Origin of the sequence: Vibrio sp. S/42/10 (assembly GCF_029890535.1) — a bacterium.
Lineage (GTDB): Bacteria > Pseudomonadota > Gammaproteobacteria > Enterobacterales > Vibrionaceae > Vibrio > Vibrio cyclitrophicus.
This window is the reverse complement of the sequence record NZ_JAKMZC010000027.1, coordinates 1-16,402: the sequence shown is the minus strand read 5'-3', so window position 1 is coordinate 16,402 and position 16,402 is coordinate 1. Positions and strand designations below refer to the sequence as shown.

14 protein-coding genes and 1 tRNA gene are annotated in these 16,402 nt (G+C 42.8%); 7 read left to right on the top strand and 8 right to left on the bottom strand.

What is annotated here, in order from left to right; all coding sequences use genetic code 11:
• Window positions 1–75 precede the first annotated feature (75 nt).
• Both L8S15_RS20545 and arcA read right to left on the bottom strand, forming a co-directional pair.
• Window positions 76–1,080 (bottom strand): ornithine carbamoyltransferase, encoded by a 1,005-nt coding sequence (locus L8S15_RS20545; protein WP_016768633.1) that lies wholly within the window; start codon window positions 1,078–1,080, stop codon window positions 76–78.
• Window positions 1,081–1,236: 156 nt separating this feature from the next.
• The gene (gene arcA / locus L8S15_RS20540) at window positions 1,237–2,457 is read right to left on the bottom strand and encodes an arginine deiminase (protein WP_010435019.1); all 1,221 of its coding nucleotides are present in this window, start codon (window positions 2,455–2,457) and stop codon (window positions 1,237–1,239) included.
• Between the two features lie 577 nt (window positions 2,458–3,034).
• Here arcA and rraB point away from each other — a divergent pair.
• Window positions 3,035–3,451, top strand: a complete 417-nt coding sequence (gene rraB, locus L8S15_RS20535) for a ribonuclease E inhibitor RraB (protein WP_010435017.1) — start codon at window positions 3,035–3,037, stop codon at window positions 3,449–3,451.
• A 124-nt stretch (window positions 3,452–3,575) separates the two neighbouring features.
• Entirely contained in the window at window positions 3,576–4,370 is a 795-nt protein-coding gene (locus tag L8S15_RS20530) for a beta-galactosidase (RefSeq protein WP_010435015.1), read from the top strand.
• A gap of 25 nt (window positions 4,371–4,395) precedes the next feature.
• On the opposite strand, the gene L8S15_RS20525 is transcribed toward L8S15_RS20530, so the two are convergent.
• The 5 genes from L8S15_RS20525 to pepA form a co-directional block, all read right to left on the bottom strand.
• A complete protein-coding gene (locus tag L8S15_RS20525) occupies window positions 4,396–4,890 on the bottom strand; it encodes a GNAT family N-acetyltransferase (protein ID WP_016798286.1) in 495 nt (164 codons plus the stop codon).
• A gap of 49 nt (window positions 4,891–4,939) precedes the next feature.
• Entirely contained in the window at window positions 4,940–5,344 is a 405-nt protein-coding gene (locus L8S15_RS20520; RefSeq protein WP_010435010.1) for a DUF2061 domain-containing protein, read from the bottom strand.
• 216 nt (window positions 5,345–5,560) lie between these two features.
• Window positions 5,561–8,434 carry a valine--tRNA ligase gene (locus L8S15_RS20515; protein WP_010435009.1) on the bottom strand — a complete coding sequence of 958 codons (2,874 nt, stop codon included), beginning with the start codon at window positions 8,432–8,434 and terminating at the stop codon, window positions 5,561–5,563.
• A gap of 102 nt (window positions 8,435–8,536) precedes the next feature.
• Window positions 8,537–8,986 carry a DNA polymerase III subunit chi gene (locus L8S15_RS20510; RefSeq protein ID WP_010435007.1) on the bottom strand — a complete coding sequence of 150 codons (450 nt, stop codon included), beginning with the start codon at window positions 8,984–8,986 and terminating at the stop codon, window positions 8,537–8,539.
• Between the two features lie 99 nt (window positions 8,987–9,085).
• The gene (pepA, locus tag L8S15_RS20505) at window positions 9,086–10,606 is read right to left on the bottom strand and encodes a leucyl aminopeptidase (RefSeq protein WP_010435005.1); all 1,521 of its coding nucleotides are present in this window, start codon (window positions 10,604–10,606) and stop codon (window positions 9,086–9,088) included.
• 192 nt (window positions 10,607–10,798) lie between these two features.
• On the opposite strand from pepA, the gene lptF reads away from it, so the two are divergent.
• On the top strand, window positions 10,799–11,899 hold the full coding sequence (gene lptF, locus L8S15_RS20500) for an LPS export ABC transporter permease LptF (protein ID WP_010435003.1): 1,101 nt from the start codon (window positions 10,799–10,801) through the stop codon (window positions 11,897–11,899).
• Between the two features lie 3 nt (window positions 11,900–11,902).
• Complete coding sequence (gene lptG, locus L8S15_RS20495; RefSeq protein WP_010435002.1) at window positions 11,903–12,973, top strand: LPS export ABC transporter permease LptG; 1,071 nt, start codon at window positions 11,903–11,905, stop codon at window positions 12,971–12,973.
• Between the two features lie 64 nt (window positions 12,974–13,037).
• Here the strand turns inward: lptG and L8S15_RS20490 are convergent, their stop codons facing one another.
• Entirely contained in the window at window positions 13,038–13,514 is a 477-nt protein-coding gene (locus L8S15_RS20490) for an RDD family protein (RefSeq protein WP_010435000.1), read from the bottom strand.
• 195 nt (window positions 13,515–13,709) lie between these two features.
• Here L8S15_RS20490 and L8S15_RS20485 point away from each other — a divergent pair.
• The 3 genes from L8S15_RS20485 (at window position 13,710) to L8S15_RS20475 (ending at window position 16,013) form a co-directional block, all read left to right on the top strand.
• A tRNA-Leu gene (locus L8S15_RS20485) sits at window positions 13,710–13,794 on the top strand.
• 474 nt (window positions 13,795–14,268) lie between these two features.
• A complete protein-coding gene (locus tag L8S15_RS20480) occupies window positions 14,269–14,676 on the top strand; it encodes a VOC family protein (protein ID WP_010441580.1) in 408 nt (135 codons plus the stop codon).
• A gap of 83 nt (window positions 14,677–14,759) precedes the next feature.
• On the top strand, window positions 14,760–16,013 hold the full coding sequence (locus L8S15_RS20475) for an HD-GYP domain-containing protein (RefSeq protein ID WP_016783725.1): 1,254 nt from the start codon (window positions 14,760–14,762) through the stop codon (window positions 16,011–16,013).
• Window positions 16,014–16,402 lie beyond the last annotated feature (389 nt).

Sequence of the window (16,402 nt, the reverse complement as noted above, 5' to 3'; positions counted from 1 at the left end):
ATTGCCGAGAATTATACGCTTTCAAATTGTGAGCGCAAGCGATTACATCAAGCTTTTGTTTACTTTCATTCTTAGTTATTGACCTAAGGTCGCCACCATTACGGCCTTGATGGTGTGCATGCGATTCTCTGCTTCATCAAACACAATAGAGTAGTCAGATTCAAACACTTCATCGGTCACTTCCAAGCCGTTCATTCCATATTTGTCTGCGACTTGCTGGCCGATCACGGTTTCATTGTTGTGGAAAGCGGGTAGGCAATGCATGAACTTTACTTGAGGGTTACCTGTGAGCTTTATGACATCCATATTCACTTGGTAAGGTGTCATTACAGCCACGCGTTCGTCCCAAGCTTCGGGCGCTTCACCCATAGAAACCCAAACATCGGTGTAGAGGAAATCACAATCTTTCACGCCTTCGGCAACGTCCTCTGTCAGCGTGATTTTTGCACCTGTATTTTGCGCGATAGCGTGGCACTCTTCAACGAGCTGTTCTTCTGGCCAGAACGCTTTAGGTGCAATAAGGCGAATATCCATCCCCATTTTAGCTGCACCTACTAACAGAGAATTACCCATGTTGTTACGTGCATCTCCTAGGTAAGCAAAACTGATTTGATGCAGACGTTTACCGCGACCATGTTCGATCATGGTGAGGAAATCAGCCAAGATCTGAGTTGGATGGAACTCATCGGTTAGACCGTTCCAAACCGGCACACCCGCATAAGCGCCAAGATCTTCGACAATACTCTGGCCAAAACCACGATATTCAATACCATCGTACATACGACCTAATACACGCGCCGTATCTTTCATTGATTCTTTTTGACCAATCTGAGAACCAGAAGGGCCTAAATAAGAGACTTGAGCTCCTTGATCAAAAGCAGCTACCTCAAAGGCACATCGAGTTCGAGTTGATGCTTTTTCAAAGATCAAAGCGATGTTTTTACCGTTAAGCTTTTTTTGCTCTGTACCTGCATACTTAGCTTTTTTAAGGTCAGCAGACAAGTCGAGTAAAAACTGAATCTCTTTAGGAGTAAAGTCGAGAAGTTTTAGAAAGTTACGATTGCGAAGATTAAAGGCCATCTCTCGCTCCTTGTGTATATAGAATCAATGAAGAACTCAGTTAAACATAAAAATGCTGTATTTGTGAATATTTATTTTATTAAATTGATAAAAAAGGCCAGTACAATGGTACTGGCCTAGATAAGTTAGTGTGTTCGCTTTATTAAATTTTGTAGCTTAGATACCGTCTCTTTCGATAGGACAGCTCATACAACGAGCGCCACCGCGACCACGACCCAGTTCATTGCCTGGAATCGTCAGAACTTCGATACCTGCTTTGTCGTATTTCTCATTGGTGTAAACATTACGCTCATAACCGATAACCGTACCTGGTTTCACGGTAAGTACGTTGTTTGCGTCATTCCACTGTTCACGTTCAGCTTCGTAGTTGTCACCACCTGTGGTTATAATCTTCAGTTGATCGAGTCCTAATGCACCTTCAATAGCAGAAAGGTAGTTGTCAGCCTTTTCTACACGCATCTCGCCATTTTCTTTTGGCGTTAAGCGCCAGGTGTCTAAGTCTTTGCGAACAATTTCTGGGTAGACTGAGAACGTGTCGATATCCATATGAGTCATAACCGTATCAAGGTGCATGCAAGAGCGGTGCTTTGGTAAATCAATTGCAATGACTTCTTTTGCTTGACCCGATTTGAATAAACTCGCTGCTAGGTTTTCGACACCCTGTGGTTTAGTTCGCTCTGAAATACCGATAAGCACGGCGCCTTTACCAATAACTAGGACATCGCCGCCTTCAATATTTGCGTTATCGTAGTGAAGATCCTCATCACCGAAATACTTAATAAAATCTTGGCCAGCGAAGACAGGATGCCAGCGGTATATTGCTCGTAAGTGATTTGTTTCTCGTTGACGAGCAGGCATCATCATCGGGTTAAGAGAGACGCCTCCATAAACCCAACATGAGGTATCTCGTGTAAATAGATGGTTAGGGAGCGGTTCGATAACGAAATCGAGTGGGCGATGCATCTTCGGTAGCATTGAAGATGATTTGATAGGAAGCTCAGAGTAAGCTAAACCACCAAGTAGGATGGTAGCCAAATGCTCATTGTCCATTTGAGCAAGATATTCTCTCAAATCACGCGCAAATGTTGGACCATAACGAAAATCAGATATTTGAGTATTAAGCAACCATTCACGAGCTGGAGCAACAGCAAGTGTCTCAACCAGTAGGTCATGCAGTAATAACACTTCAACGTCTTGGTTACGAAGTGTTGTCGCAAAGGCATCGTGTTCTTCACCTGCGGCTTCTACTGCAAGTACATCATCAAAGAGTAACTCATGACAGTTAGAAGGGGTGAGGTGGGTGAGTGCCCTTTCAGGTCGATTTAGGAGAACTCGTCTTAATTGACCGACTTCGGAGCCAACGTACAGCTTACTCATTTTGCATCCTTACTATTAATCCAGCGTCTATTTATGACAAGCTTGATCGTAATATGCAAGTTTTAAAGCTTGTGTTAATACGAGGTGTTTCTAGAATATTTAGTGTTAAATCCCATATATATTCTATTTGTTTATATTTTAATCCAAATAACAGATGTAATTCCCCAACAACCTTTTTGACGATCTATGCTCAAAACCTTGTGAGTTTGGATTCGACTTTTGTCTAATAATAGTGATTTTTTATTCACTATTATTCATTTTTTGATTTCAGGTCGAGATTTTATGCAACTCTAAAGTTGTCAGGAGTATGCATTTTGTGTGACTAAGCACGCAGTTTTTATTCACTTTCGGCAAAGAGCGCAATAAAAATGAAATGCTAAAACACGCATGGGTTAATAATATGTTGAAAATTTGTTTCTGTGATTTTGATTTCACTTTTTTATTGGTATTGCCTTTGTTATCCGGCGAGAAACTTACCTTTATAAGCCTGATCTAGGTGGCTTTTCTGGACGATCCATGACATATTTCGTGGCAATCAAATTTGATCTTTTCATAGTCAACACTCTGGAGCAGACACATGTCTCACGAAGATGAATATCTATCAGTAGCGGAATTAATTGAATTTCAAAAGGAAGAGACTCGCGACATCATTACAGCGTTAATTGAAGATGGTAGCGATCCTGAAGCTCTATACGATATCGAGCATCACCTATTTGCTGAAGATTTCGGTGTACTTGAGAAAGCGGTTGTTGAAGCCTTCAAAATGGGCTTTGAAGTTCTTGAAGCTGAAGAGACAGAAGACGAAGATGGCAATAAGCTACTTTGTTGTGATGCGACGATGCAGTGTACTCTGAATGCAGAAGCGATTGATGAGCAAGTTGAGAAGCTTGTGAATCTTGCAGAGAAGTTTGACATTATCTATGACGGGTGGGGCACTTACTACGAAGGTGAAGATGCTATCTACCCAGATGAAGATGATGAAGGCGAAGAGTAATCTCTCCCAGTTTTAAAGAATGCCAGCTTCGAGCTGGCATTTTTTTGTCCTCAGAAAAATAAATGTCTTTATATGCATTCATTCTTTATAATGCATTCAAAATTGATCTAGCTCAAGGAATGACATGCGGCTACCTCTCGATGGTCTTTGGCAAATTTCGCCACTGACGGATCTTTCTATTCCACAAGATGACATTGCCTTTCCTGCTCCGTTAAGTTCAAAGCTCCCTGATAGCTTGAGTGAAGACGATATTGCAAAGCAAGAATGGCACTTGATGCACGACATTGAAGTGGATGATGCCATGTTGGCATGCCCGTTTGTTGAGCTAGTGGTTGCAGGCGTCGATTACTTTGCAGAAGTACGGCTTAATGGCGTTGCTGTGTTTGACTGTGATGGCAGCGAATCTGAATACCGTAAAGACATTCGCCCTTATATGCAGCTTGGTCGAAATCGTTTTGAGATTCTTTTCTTAGAGGAAGAGGAGAGCTTGTTGCTTGAAGAGGACATGGATGAGTCAGCCTCTTCAGCAATTGTCGCTAAATCTGATTCGCGTATCGGGGTTTGGCACGCACCGTACTTGCAATTTGTTCGTAACGTCAAGCTAGAGCAAGTTGTCACCGAGCAAATTTGGCATCACGGTGGCGGCTGTGAGTTTAAAGTGGATGTTATTTATCAGACACTAAAAGCAGGGTTGGTGTCGGCTTCTATTAAATTTAATGGTATGACATTAGTTATGCCGATAGATGTGCGAGCCGAACATACTGGCGTTGTGTTCCAGGTTGAGGCTCCGATCTGTTTTGATCTTGAGAACCCCAATCCTAAGCATTTGTATCCGTTAGAAGTTGAACTCGATGGGCAAAAAGAAAGCTCTTTTGTGGCCTTGAATCCAGCTTCTTGCGTGAGTAACTTCCTGCGTTAGAAGAGTTATTTCTTAGTTACTCTTTTTACAACGATCTGGCCATGACAACTTCACAAGCATCATGGCCAGTTTCTCCCCATGCTGAATCCAGGTGTTCAAAGCCTAGCTTTTCATAAAGTTTCACCGCTGCATTAAGGCATTCTGTCGTTTCTAAGTACATATGTTGATAACCTAAACCTTTAGCCCGGTCCATCGACATATTGACCAACTTCTTAGCTAAGCCTTTACCTCTAGTTACTGGTAAGAAGTACATCTTTTGTAGTTCGCATACTTCGGGCATTCCTGCTAACGGCGCAAATCCACCGCCACCGACGACCTTTCCATTAAGCTCAATCACCCAATATTGCGATTTTTCATTGTTATAAACACTGAACATGTCTTCTAATGTTGGATCTGCTACGCCATAGCCTTTGTCTTCTGTCAGTCCGTTCTCATAAGAAACTTGGCGAATTACGTTAGCAATGCTTGGATTATCTTCTAATTCAATTGAGCGAATAGTGAGGTTAGCAATCTGTTCCATGTTCTGCCTATAAAAATGGGTTACTCATCAGAAGCCCAATATATTGTGATTAAGCATGTTGGTGCAAACAAAACTGTAATTGTGTTGTTTGGCTTTCTGTTTTTCGTAACCAAACTTTTTCGTGGAAATAGTAAGCGATTGTATTTAAAGCTGGCTCTAGCGTGGCCATCACACCGCCAATAAAGGCATCACCAGTTAATAAATAGACAACGGCAAAGGCAACACTAAAATGGATAGTGGCAAAGCTTGCTGTTTTTAGTTTAGTCATAAATTGGCGAGCTTTAAGTGCTGGAATTTGAGCCCAAGCCTTTTCATGAAAATAAAAAGCGACTGTATTTACGGAGGGTTCAATCATGGCAATTAAGCTACCAATCAAGATGTCGCCCGTTAGTACGTAAGCGACACTAAATGCGATAGTAAAATGTAATGCGGCAAAGGTTAGTGTCTTTTTCATGATAATTACTCAATCGTTTTGTTGTTTTGATAGAACTATTATTGAGAATTATTATCATTAATTAAAGTGGGTTGTAAGGATTGATTCGATAGATGAAACCTATCAATAAGTGTGGCGAGCAAGATATATTGGAATCAGAGGCATAAAAAAAGGCTGGTCACGAGGACCAACCTTTTTATTTAGATCGAGAAGTTCGAAGCTTTCTCGTTCAATCAGTTAAAGCGCAGCGATGGTCGCTTTTTGCTCTTCAAGCTTAACAAGAGTCTCTTGGTAGCCTTCAAGCTTTTCACGCTCTTTCGCGATAACAACTTCAGGTGCTTTAGCAACGAAACCTTCGTTACCTAGTTTACCTTCGATACGTTTGATTTCGCCTTGAGTCTTAGCCACTTCTTTATCTAGACGAGCAAGTTCAGCATCTTTGTCGATAAGACCCGCCATTGGGATCATCAATTCAGATTTACCAACAAGCTTCGTTGCACAAGCTGGAGTCACTTCACCATCAGCCAGTACTTTGATGTCATCTAGTTTCGCTAGAGAAGTAAGAACGATCTTGTTTGCTTCGATACGCGCAGCATCTTTCTCATCAGCGACTTTGATCATCACTTCTAGGCCTTTGCTAGGAGCAATATCGTATTCCGCACGTAGGTTACGGATAGCAGTGATGAAAGTCTTAACCCATTCGATATCGTCAACGATCTCAGCATTGAAGTTAGCTTCATTAAACTGAGGAAGTGCTTGAGTCATGATTGTCTCTCCTTCAACACCGTCTACTAGTGGCTTAACGCTCTGCCAGATAGATTCAGTGATGTAAGGAAGAACTGGGTGAGCAAGACGCAGTGTTTTCTCAAGAACCGTGATCAAAGTGTAACGGGTCGCTTGTTGTTGAGCTTCAGTACCCTTCCAAAGAACCGGTTTAGTTAGCTCTAGGTACCAGTCACAGAATTGGTTCCAGATGAATTCGTAAAGCGTGTTTGCTGCCATGTCTAGACGGTAGTTGTCTAGGTGAGCATTAAATTCTTTCGCTGCAACTTCAAACTGAGATTCAATCCACTTATCTGCTAGAGAGAATTCCATGTTTGCACGGTCTTCAACAGACAGTGACATGCCACAATCGTGCTCTTCTGTATTCATCAGTACGTAACGGCTTGCGTTCCATAGCTTGTTACAGAAGTTACGGTAACCTTCAAGACGCTTCATGTCCCAGTTGATGTCACGGCCAGTTGAAGCCATAGCAGCAAGAGTGAAACGTAATGCATCAGTACCGTATGGTTCGATACCATCTTCGAAAGTTTTACGTGTAGCCTTTTCGATCTTAGCAGCCAGTTTAGGTTGCATCATGTTGCCACAACGCTTCTCTACTAGCTCTTCAAGGCCGATGCCGTCAATCATGTCGATTGGATCAAGTACGTTACCTTTCGACTTAGACATCTTGTCGCCGTTTTCATCACGGATAAGACCTGTCATGTAAACGGTTTTGAAAGGTACTTGAGCCTTGCCATCTTCGTCTTTCACGAAGTGCATGGTCATCATGATCATACGAGCAACCCAGAAGAAGATAATATCAAAACCAGATACTAGTACTTCAGATGGGTGGAATGTTTTTAGTGCTTCAGTATCTTCAGGCCAGCCTTGCGTGCCGAATGTCCAAAGTGCAGAAGAGAACCAAGTATCTAGTACGTCGTCGTCTTGCTTAAGTACAACAACAGGCGCTAGGTTGTTCTTTTCACGAACTTCTTCTTCAGTGCGACCTACGTAAACCTTACCATCGTTGTCGTACCATGCTGGGATACGGTGGCCCCACCAAAGTTGACGAGAGATACACCAGTCTTGCACGTCACGCATCCACGCGAAATACATGTTTTCGTACTGTTTAGGTACGAATTGGATTTGGCCATCTTCAACCGCTTTAACCGCAGGTTCTGCAAGAGGTGCTGTGCGCACGTACCATTGGTCAGTCAGCATTGGTTCGATAACCACGCCACCACGGTCGCCGTAAGGGACAGTCAGGTCGTGATCTTTGATCTCTTCAAGAAGACCAAGCTCATCGAATTCAGCAACGATAGCTTTACGTGCAGCAAAACGCTCCATGCCTTGGTATTTAGCAGGGATGTCCGTTGAGTAAACATCGCTTTCTTCGCCGTTCGTTGTGAAGACTTCAGCAGCATCACGGATATCAGCGTTGAACGTTAGGATGTTGATCATTGGTAGGTTGTTGCGCTTACCCACTTCGTAATCGTTAAAGTCATGAGCTGGAGTTATCTTCACACAACCCGTGCCTTTTTCCATATCTGCGTGCTCATCGCCTACGATAGGAATAAGACGGTTTACAACAGGAAGTAGGATTTCTTTGCCGATAAGATCTTTGTAACGAGGATCTTCTGGGTTAACAGCAACGCCAGTATCGCCAAGCATGGTTTCTGGACGAGTCGTCGCTACAACGATGTAATCTTTACCATCAGCCGTTTTAACACCGTTCGCTAGCGGGTAGCGGAAGTGCCACATGAAACCTTTTTTGTCTTTGTTTTCAACTTCAAGATCCGAGATTGCCGTGTGCAGTTTAGGATCCCAGTTTACTAGACGCTTACCACGGTAGATTAGGTCTTCTTCGTATAGACGAACAAACACTTCTTGAGTCGCAGCCGATAGGCCATCATCCATAGTGAATCGTTCACGATCCCAATCTACAGATGCACCAAGACGACGAAGTTGTTGAGTGATCGTGCCACCCGATTCGCCTTTCCATTCCCAGATTTTATCGATGAAAGCTTCACGGCCGTAGTCGTGTTTTGTTTTGCCTTCTTCAGCAGCGATCTTACGCTCAACAACCATTTGAGTTGCGATACCAGCGTGGTCAGTACCCACTTGCCAAAGCGTGTTTTTGCCTTTCATACGTTGAGCACGGATAAGCGTATCCATGATCGTATCTTGGAACGCGTGACCCATGTGTAGGCTGCCAGTGACGTTCGGTGGCGGGATCATGATGCTGTAAGCTTCTTTTGATGTGTCACCGTGTGGCTTAAAGTAGCCTTTCTCTTCCCAAGTCTTGTACAGAGCTTGTTCGATTGATGTTGGGTTGTATGTCTTTTCCATAGTGCTCTTAAACGGATACTGTGAATGGTTAATCGTGGTCAAACTTCATAAGTGAAGCTTCTTGAGTTTAAAGTCAAAGAGAGCTTTAACTATGACGTTTGACTATGGATGTTGAATCTCGATAGTTTGTAGCTGATATCCAGCTTGACGGTAAATTTTATACCTTTCTCGAGCGAGTTGCTTAGCTTTTTCTTCGCAAGGCACGAAGTCTATCACCTGAGCAAAGGCGTTCGCAAAGGTTGTATGATTATCGGCCAGATTAATTACTAGCTGACGATTCCAATTATGTTTTACGCCTTGGTAGCCGATTTCGACGTTGGTTGAATACTTTGGTCCTTCGCCAACCAAGTTGTGTGCCATAAATTCACTGGGTTCAACTTGCCAGAAAACTTCCGCAATACGTTCGGCATGCTCTTTGTCATTACAGTTGAGATAAAGTTTAGCGCCTTGTTTTGCAAAGTGCTGAACAAGAAACAGCACATAGTGAGTAAAACCATCTTCGCGGGCTTGCGGACTGTCTGAAGGCACTATGTAAAAAGTGGCAGTTTGCATACTTAACACTCGAACTGAAAATTGTGGACCTCAATATTACTTGGTCTACAGACTCTAACAAATAGCAGTTATTAAAAAAGGGCCCGTAGGCCCTTTTTACTATTTTGAAGATTGCTCTTCAGTCTCTTGGCCGCTGCGGTTCAATAAGAATTGGACAAGCATTGAGACAGGACGACCTGTCGAGCCTTTCGCTGCGCCTGACTTCCACGCCGTACCAGCACTGTCGATGTGTGCCCAGTGGTACTTCTTAGTGAATTTAGACAGGAAGCAACCAGCAGTAATTGTGCCGCCAGGACGGCCGCCGATGTTCGCCATATCAGCGAATGGGCTGTTTAGCTGCTCATGGTATTCGTCAGCCATAGGTAGACGCCATGCTCGGTCGCTTGCTTGCTCTGAAGCATTAACAAGTTCATGAGATAGTGGGTTGTGGTTTGATAGAACACCACTGATGTGGTGACCTAGAGCAATAACACATGCGCCAGTTAGTGTCGCAACGTCGACAACACAATCAGGTTCAAAACGCTCAACGTAAGTTAGAGCATCACATAAAACCAAACGACCTTCTGCATCAGTATTTAATACTTCAACGGTTTGACCAGACATCGTAGTTAGGATGTCACCAGGGCGATAAGCGTTGCTACCAGGCATATTTTCACAACCCGCTAGAATACCAACAACGTTGATTGGCAGGTTAAGTTTCGCCAATGCTTTCATTGTACCGAATACAGAGGCAGCACCACACATATCGTACTTCATCTCATCCATGCCTTCGCCAGGCTTAAGTGAGATACCGCCTGAATCGAAAGTAAGACCTTTACCGACTAGGACGATAGGTTTTGCGTCTGGATCCGCAGCGCCTTTGTATTCCATGATAGACATCATCGATTCGTTCTTAGAGCCACGGCCTACTGCTAGGTATGAAGTCATACCCAGTTTTTCCATCTCTTCTTCGCCAATGATCTTAGTCTTCACAGTTTCATAATCGTCAGCTAGGCGACGAGCTTGAGATGCAAGGTAAGCAGGGTTTGCGATGTTCGGTGGCATATTGCCTAGATCTTTCGATGCTTTCACACCTGAAGCAATAGCAAGGCCATGAGAAATAGCTTTCTCACCAAGGCTCAATTCACGACGTGTAGGTACGTTGAATACCAATTTACGTAGTGGGCGACGAGTCTCTGGCTTATTACTCTTGAATTGGTCAAACGTGTAAAGGCCATCTTTAGTTGCTTCTACAGCTTGACGAACTTTCCAGTAAGTGTCGCGACCTTTAACGTGAAGTTCTGTAAGGAAACATACTGCTTCCATAGAACCTGTTTCGTTTAGTGTGCTGATGGTTTTTTGGATGATTTCTTTGTATTGACGTTCGCCTAGCTCACGCTCTTTACCACAGCCTACCAGTAGAACACGTTCTGAAAGTACACCAGGTACTTGATGCAGTAGTAGCATCTGGCCAGGTTTACCCTCTAGATCACCGCGACGAAGCAGTGAACTAATATAGCCATCGCTAATCTTATCTAATTGCTCGGCGACTGGAGAAAGGCGGCGCGGTTCGAATACACCGACAACGATACATGCGCTGCGTTGTTTCTCTGGGCTGCCACTTTTTACACTGAACTCCATGCGTACTCCTACATCCTGAAGACAAATCGAACTAAATGTTAGATAATGGGTTCTTACTTGTTGGATCCTATAATGGAACTAACCTTAAAGAAGAACGCTAACACTTAGCTAAAAATTTAAAAAAATAAAAGGTTCAACGGGAAATTATAGTGATTCAATCAAAAAAACAAGTTTTGTATAGGTAATTTGAGCGTGATTATTGTTAGATATTTGATCCGCGAGACAATCAAGAGCCAATTTGCGATCTTTTTTGTTCTCTTTCTCGTGTTTCTCAGCCAAAAATTCATCAGTGTTTTAGCGGACGCCTCTGATGGTGATATCCCAGCGAGCCTCATATTGTCGATTGTTGGCTTAAATATGCCCGCGATGGGCTTATTGATGCTTCCACTCAGTATCTATATTGGTATTTTACTTACTTTTGGTCGCCTTTACGCTGAAAGTGAAATAGTCGTAATGAACGCGACTGGTATTGGTAATAAATTCCTTATTCAATCTGCACTTTACTTGGCCTTAATCACAGCATCTGTTGCTGCTTTTAACTCATTTTGGCTGTCTCCTTGGTCGCAAGATAAAGTTGAGCAAATGTATGAAGAAGTGGCTGCAGAGAACAGTGTGGATTTACTGCCAAAAGGTAAGTTTGAAGGCACTCCTGATGGTTCTTCAGTCGTTTTCATCGATGACATCGACGGTAATAAGTTAGAAAATGTGTTTGTAGCTCAAATGCGCCCACGTGATTCAGTGTTACCTAGTGTAATGTTCTCTAAATCCGGAGACGTAAAAGAGCTTAGCGATGGTCGACAAGTGATTGTGATGTACGATGGTACCCGTCATGAAGGTGTTCCAACTCGTCTTGATTATATGGTGACACACTTTGAAGAGTACGAAGGCCTGATTGGCCAACGTGAAGTTGAGAAGAAAGGCCGTGACTGGGAAGCCATTCCTACGCTCGATCTGATTGGTAATCCAGAAAACAGTGCGAAAGCAGAATTGCAGTGGCGAATTTCATTGGTGCTTTGTATTCCATTGTTGACCATGCTTGTTGTGCCACTGTCTGCAGTAAACCCTAGACAAGGTCGTTTCGCCAAAATCGGCCCAGCTATACTGATTTATCTAACTTACTTCTTAGCAATCAGTGCAACCAAATCTTCGATTGAAGAAGGGAGTATTCCCGCGGTAGTCGGCATGTGGCCAATAAATGCGTTGTTGTTACTTGTCGCGATTGGTGCAAACTTTATGGATAGTGTGCCAGTAAGGCGTTTGAAAGAAAAATTCAAGAATAAGAGGTTGGCTTAAGCCGTGTTTAAAATTCTCGATTTATATATAGGCAGAACCATCATCGCAACGACGTCATTGGTATTGGTGACGTTTGTTGGCCTCTCTGGGATCATCAAGTACGTAGAGCAGCTTAGAAAGGTTGGTCGCGGTACATACGATCTATTACAAGCGCTGTATTTCGTTTTGTTGAGTATCCCACGTGATATTGAAATGTTCTTTCCAATGGCCGCTTTGCTTGGCGCATTGATCGGGCTTGGTATGCTTGCTGCAAGTTCTGAACTCGTTGTAATGCAGGCTGCGGGTTTCTCTAAGTTAGATATCGGCCTATCGGTACTCAAAACCGCAATCCCACTGATGATCGTTGTGACATTGCTTGGTCAGTGGGGCGCACCTCAAGCACAGAAAATGGCTCGTGACTTAAGAACCATATCAATTGCTGGTGGTAATATTATCTCGACTCAAAGTGGTGTATGGGCTCGCGATGCCAATGATTTTATCTTCATTGTCAAAATTGATGATGAGAAGCTATATGGAATGAACATGTGGCGCTTTGATGAGAATAAAGCTCTAAAGACCGCTATTTACTCTGACGAAGTTGATTACGTTGGAGATAACGTGTGGACGATGAAAAATGTAGAGATCACGTCTTTTGAAAACGAACTTCAAATTACTAAAGAAAGCCTGCCAACTTATTCTTGGAAGACATCATTAGCACCGGATAAGCTCGCGATAGTAACGGTTAAACCAGAAGAGCTTTCATTAAGTGGATTGTATGATTATGTTTCTTATCTCAAAGCTTCAGAACAAGATGCATCACGCTATGAACTGGCGTTATGGCGAAAGATAACTCAGCCTATCTCGATAGCGGTCATGATGCTGATGGCATTATCGTTTATCTTTGGCCCTCTACGTAGTGTGACCATGGGTGCTAGGATTCTTTCTGGTGTTATCGCAGGTTTTACTTTCTACATATCCAGTGAGTTTTTTGGTCCAGTGAGTTTGGTTTATCAAATTCCCCCCGCTTTTGGTGCGCTAGCTCCGAGTGTGGTATTCCTCGGAATAGCAGTCATGCTCTTGAGGCGGAAACTGTAAATAGAAAAAAGGAAGGTATAACGCCTTCCTTTTTTGATCTTGATTAGAGCTAACTTAAATCACGCTATCGTGCTTGTGGTAACACAACGACTTCGGTCTTTGCCCAGATATCGTGAAAGCCACGCTTTTTTGGATCGAATGGAACACATAGGTTTGCCAATCCAAAACCTGAAGTACCCAAACGAATCATCGCCTGAGTTACTGTAATAGCTGAACCGTCTTTGTTTTGAACGCGTAGCTTCCAGGCTCTCATTCCCAGAGTTTGTCCTGCTCTTGTCCAGAAGAACACAAAGAAGTAAACCCAAACGACCACTAAGTAAAAAGTATACGCTGGGCTCCAAATCGGATGGTTTGTTAAGAAGTCACTAACATCTGCATATCCGCTATGGTTAAAAATACCAAGAGCCATTAGAGCGTGCAGCAGAGCGACAATAACGCCAGCTGCCAACATTTCAATAGCGATTACAATAAGGGCGTCATAGAACAAAGCACCAAATCGGCGCATTACTCCTGCTGGTGGCAGAGTGTTTGTTGATGTCATTGTGTTATTACTTCTTCAAAAATTGAGGCGTCAGAATATAGTTTAAGGCTTAGCGTGAAAAGAGACATAACGCACAGCTTATGACTTAGTGGCGAAATTATCGGCAAACACACATGAATTCAAGTTTTTATACTTGCCACATCAGTTCGCATACGTATAATGCCAGACATCGAAAGGGCAATGCCCCAAGATAATGCCGGTATGGTGAAATTGGTATACACGACGGATTCAAAATCCGTTGCCTTCGGGCGTGGCGGTTCAAGTCCGCCTACCGGTACCATATTTAAATGACAAAGCCTCGACTCAAGTCGGGGCTTTGTTGTATCTGGAGAGCAAAAAACGTTGCCTTCGCTGTGACGGCAGGGGTGCCTGTCCAATCAGTCCGCCTGCGGGTACCAAACATAGAAAGGTCGTTTTTATCTCGACCTTTCGTCGTTTTGGGCGTTTGTGAATTCCTAACCCAGGGTGCCGGCTTGGATGCAAGCCCAGTCAAGTCGCCTATCGGATCATATTTAATGACAAAGCCTCGACTCAAATCGGGGCTTTGTTGTATCTGGAGAGCAGAAAACGTTGCCTTCGCTGTGGCGGCAGGTATGCCTGTTCAATCAGTCAGATCTTGATGTTTCATTCCTAAATTTCATCATTTCTGTTCGTAATCTAATGTGCCAATGAATTAATTATCTTAAATCAGAATGTTACCTTTAATTCTCACATCTATTGTCTATGTTTAAGATAGATCATAAAGGAGAGAGATATGCTGAAAGTTACCCCTTACTTATTTTTTGATGGTCGTTGTAATGAAGCATTGGACTTTTATCACAAGTGCTTTGGTGGTGTAGTTTTATCAAAACAACTATTTAGTGACGCACCACAGGTAATAGAGGGTGCTCAGCCTGATTGGGTTATGCACGCAGAGTTTGAAGCATTCGGTATGAAGCTTATGATGTCAGATGGCGTCAAAGCGAAAGAATTAGAAGGAAACAATCTTGCACTCTCCCTTGTTACTGAGGATACGACGACTCAAGAGCAAATCTTTGAAAAATTAAAGCAAGGTGGTCGTATTATGACACCTTTAGCGGATACTTTTTGGGGAGCGCGGTTTGGTAAAGTGGAAGATAAATTTGGTATACGCTGGATGGTACATTGTGACTCTTTAAGTTGAACCAGTGAAATTGGATAGTGAAATTGCTGCTTGGTTTTATTAGAATTATAAATAGAGATTATTGATCGATATTATATATAAAAATGGGCAGCATAAAGATTACCGTAGATCGCATTCAGCCCGGTCTACACATACGACTCCCAGTAAAATGGAATGAACACCCATTTCTACTCAACAGTTTCAAAATCAAAGATGATGCTCAAGTACAAGTAATTCGACATCTTGGAATCAAGCACGTCTATATAAATCCGAATCAGAGCGATACATCCCCTCTACCAGTTAACCACGTGAATGAACAAGCCTTGGATACTGATTTACAGGCAAGTATTGAAACGGAAAGAATGTGGAAAGATAAGCATGAACGTATTGAAACTCTAAGTTCTTACCGTCGCAGAGTAAGCCATTGTGAGAAAGAGTTCGAACGTTCGCTTGCTCGAATGCGTTCTGTTATGACCAAGATTCGTAATCGTCCTTTAGCTGCGGTAGGGGAGGTGAAGGCTCTTGTTGACGATATTGTCGAAACACTCGTGAGCGATGACAACGTTACCCTGCATCTTATGAATACTAAAGTGGACTTTGATGACCTCTACTTTCATACATTGAATGTTTCTGTTGTTGCACTAATGATAGGTAAGGCTAAAGGTTTCGATACTCAACAATTAAAAGAACTCTCCTTTGCTGCGTTATTTCACGATATCGGCAAAATAAAAATACCTACGGCTATCTTAAGAAAACAGACTGCGTTAACGGTACCGGAAGAAAACTATTTAAAGCTTCATACGAAATACGGTGTGGATATAGTCGCAGGAATTGATGATTTTCCTGACAGCGCGAAGAAGGTAATTGGTCAGCACCATGAAATGAATGATGGTTCAGGTTACCCCGAAGGGTTAACGGAAGGAGAGATTGATGAATTTGCGAAGATAGTCGCTGTAGCGAATACCTTCGACAACCTTTGTCATGGCAGAGGGCAACCTCACCCTAAGATCCCTTATCTAGCATTGTCCCACTTATACAAGAATTGCAAACACCTATATAGTCAGGACAACTTGAGTTTGTTAGTTAAGTTTATGGGTGTGTATCCGCCAGGTACGGTGGTACAACTTTCCAATGACTCTATTGGTGTTGTGATCTCCGTTAATGCGAAACATATGCTCTACCCGAATGTACTGATTTATGATCCTAGCGTCCCTAGAACTCAAGCTCCGATTATTGACTTGCTTAATAAAGAGATAAAAATCGTTAATGCAGTACATCCAAGCAAACTACCCGAGCAAGTGAGAGAGTATTTAAATCCACGAGCTCGATTATCTTACTTTTTTGAAAGTAACGACTAGTTATCCACAAGGTTCTGTGGGTAATTTGTTTAAAAGTTGGGGTGAGATTGGTATAAATAGGCTCTTGGTTGAAATCTCTTCGCTTAGCCTCTTTTTTTAATGAAAAACGTATTTAATGCTTGCCAATGAGAGCTGCATCTCTATAATGCCGCCTCACTGACACGGCAGACGCCATAAGGCTTCAGCGAAGAATGTTAGTAAGGCAACTAGCTTTAAGCGATGATTCGCTTTTACTTTTTAAAAGTAGAAATTAATTCCGAATAAGTGTTTGACACTGAGAATTAAATAGCTAGAATGGCCGCCTCTTCCGAAGTGATGCAAATCACAACGAAGAGAAGCTCTTTAACAATTTAAACCTATCAATCTGTGTGGGCACTCGTTGATGAATA

What these genes read in the sequence shown, in the direction of transcription:
- L8S15_RS20545 (WP_016768633.1), bottom strand. Translation starts at nt 1,080, where the DNA reads ATGGCCTTTAATCTTCGCAATCGTAACTTTCTAAAACTTCTCGACTTT.
- arcA (WP_010435019.1), bottom strand. Translation starts at nt 2,457, where the DNA reads ATGAGTAAGCTGTACGTTGGCTCCGAAGTCGGTCAATTAAGACGAGTT.
- rraB (WP_010435017.1), top strand. Translation starts at nt 3,035, where the DNA reads ATGTCTCACGAAGATGAATATCTATCAGTAGCGGAATTAATTGAATTT.
- L8S15_RS20530 (WP_010435015.1), top strand. Translation starts at nt 3,576, where the DNA reads ATGCGGCTACCTCTCGATGGTCTTTGGCAAATTTCGCCACTGACGGAT.
- L8S15_RS20525 (WP_016798286.1), bottom strand. Translation starts at nt 4,890, where the DNA reads ATGGAACAGATTGCTAACCTCACTATTCGCTCAATTGAATTAGAAGAT.
- L8S15_RS20520 (WP_010435010.1), bottom strand. Translation starts at nt 5,344, where the DNA reads ATGAAAAAGACACTAACCTTTGCCGCATTACATTTTACTATCGCATTT.
- L8S15_RS20515 (WP_010435009.1), bottom strand. Translation starts at nt 8,434, where the DNA reads ATGGAAAAGACATACAACCCAACATCAATCGAACAAGCTCTGTACAAG.
- L8S15_RS20510 (WP_010435007.1), bottom strand. Translation starts at nt 8,986, where the DNA reads ATGCAAACTGCCACTTTTTACATAGTGCCTTCAGACAGTCCGCAAGCC.
- pepA (WP_010435005.1), bottom strand. Translation starts at nt 10,606, where the DNA reads ATGGAGTTCAGTGTAAAAAGTGGCAGCCCAGAGAAACAACGCAGCGCA.
- L8S15_RS20490 (WP_010435000.1), bottom strand. Translation starts at nt 13,514, where the DNA reads ATGACATCAACAAACACTCTGCCACCAGCAGGAGTAATGCGCCGATTT.
- L8S15_RS20480 (WP_010441580.1), top strand. Translation starts at nt 14,269, where the DNA reads ATGCTGAAAGTTACCCCTTACTTATTTTTTGATGGTCGTTGTAATGAA.
- L8S15_RS20475 (WP_016783725.1), top strand. Translation starts at nt 14,760, where the DNA reads ATGGGCAGCATAAAGATTACCGTAGATCGCATTCAGCCCGGTCTACAC.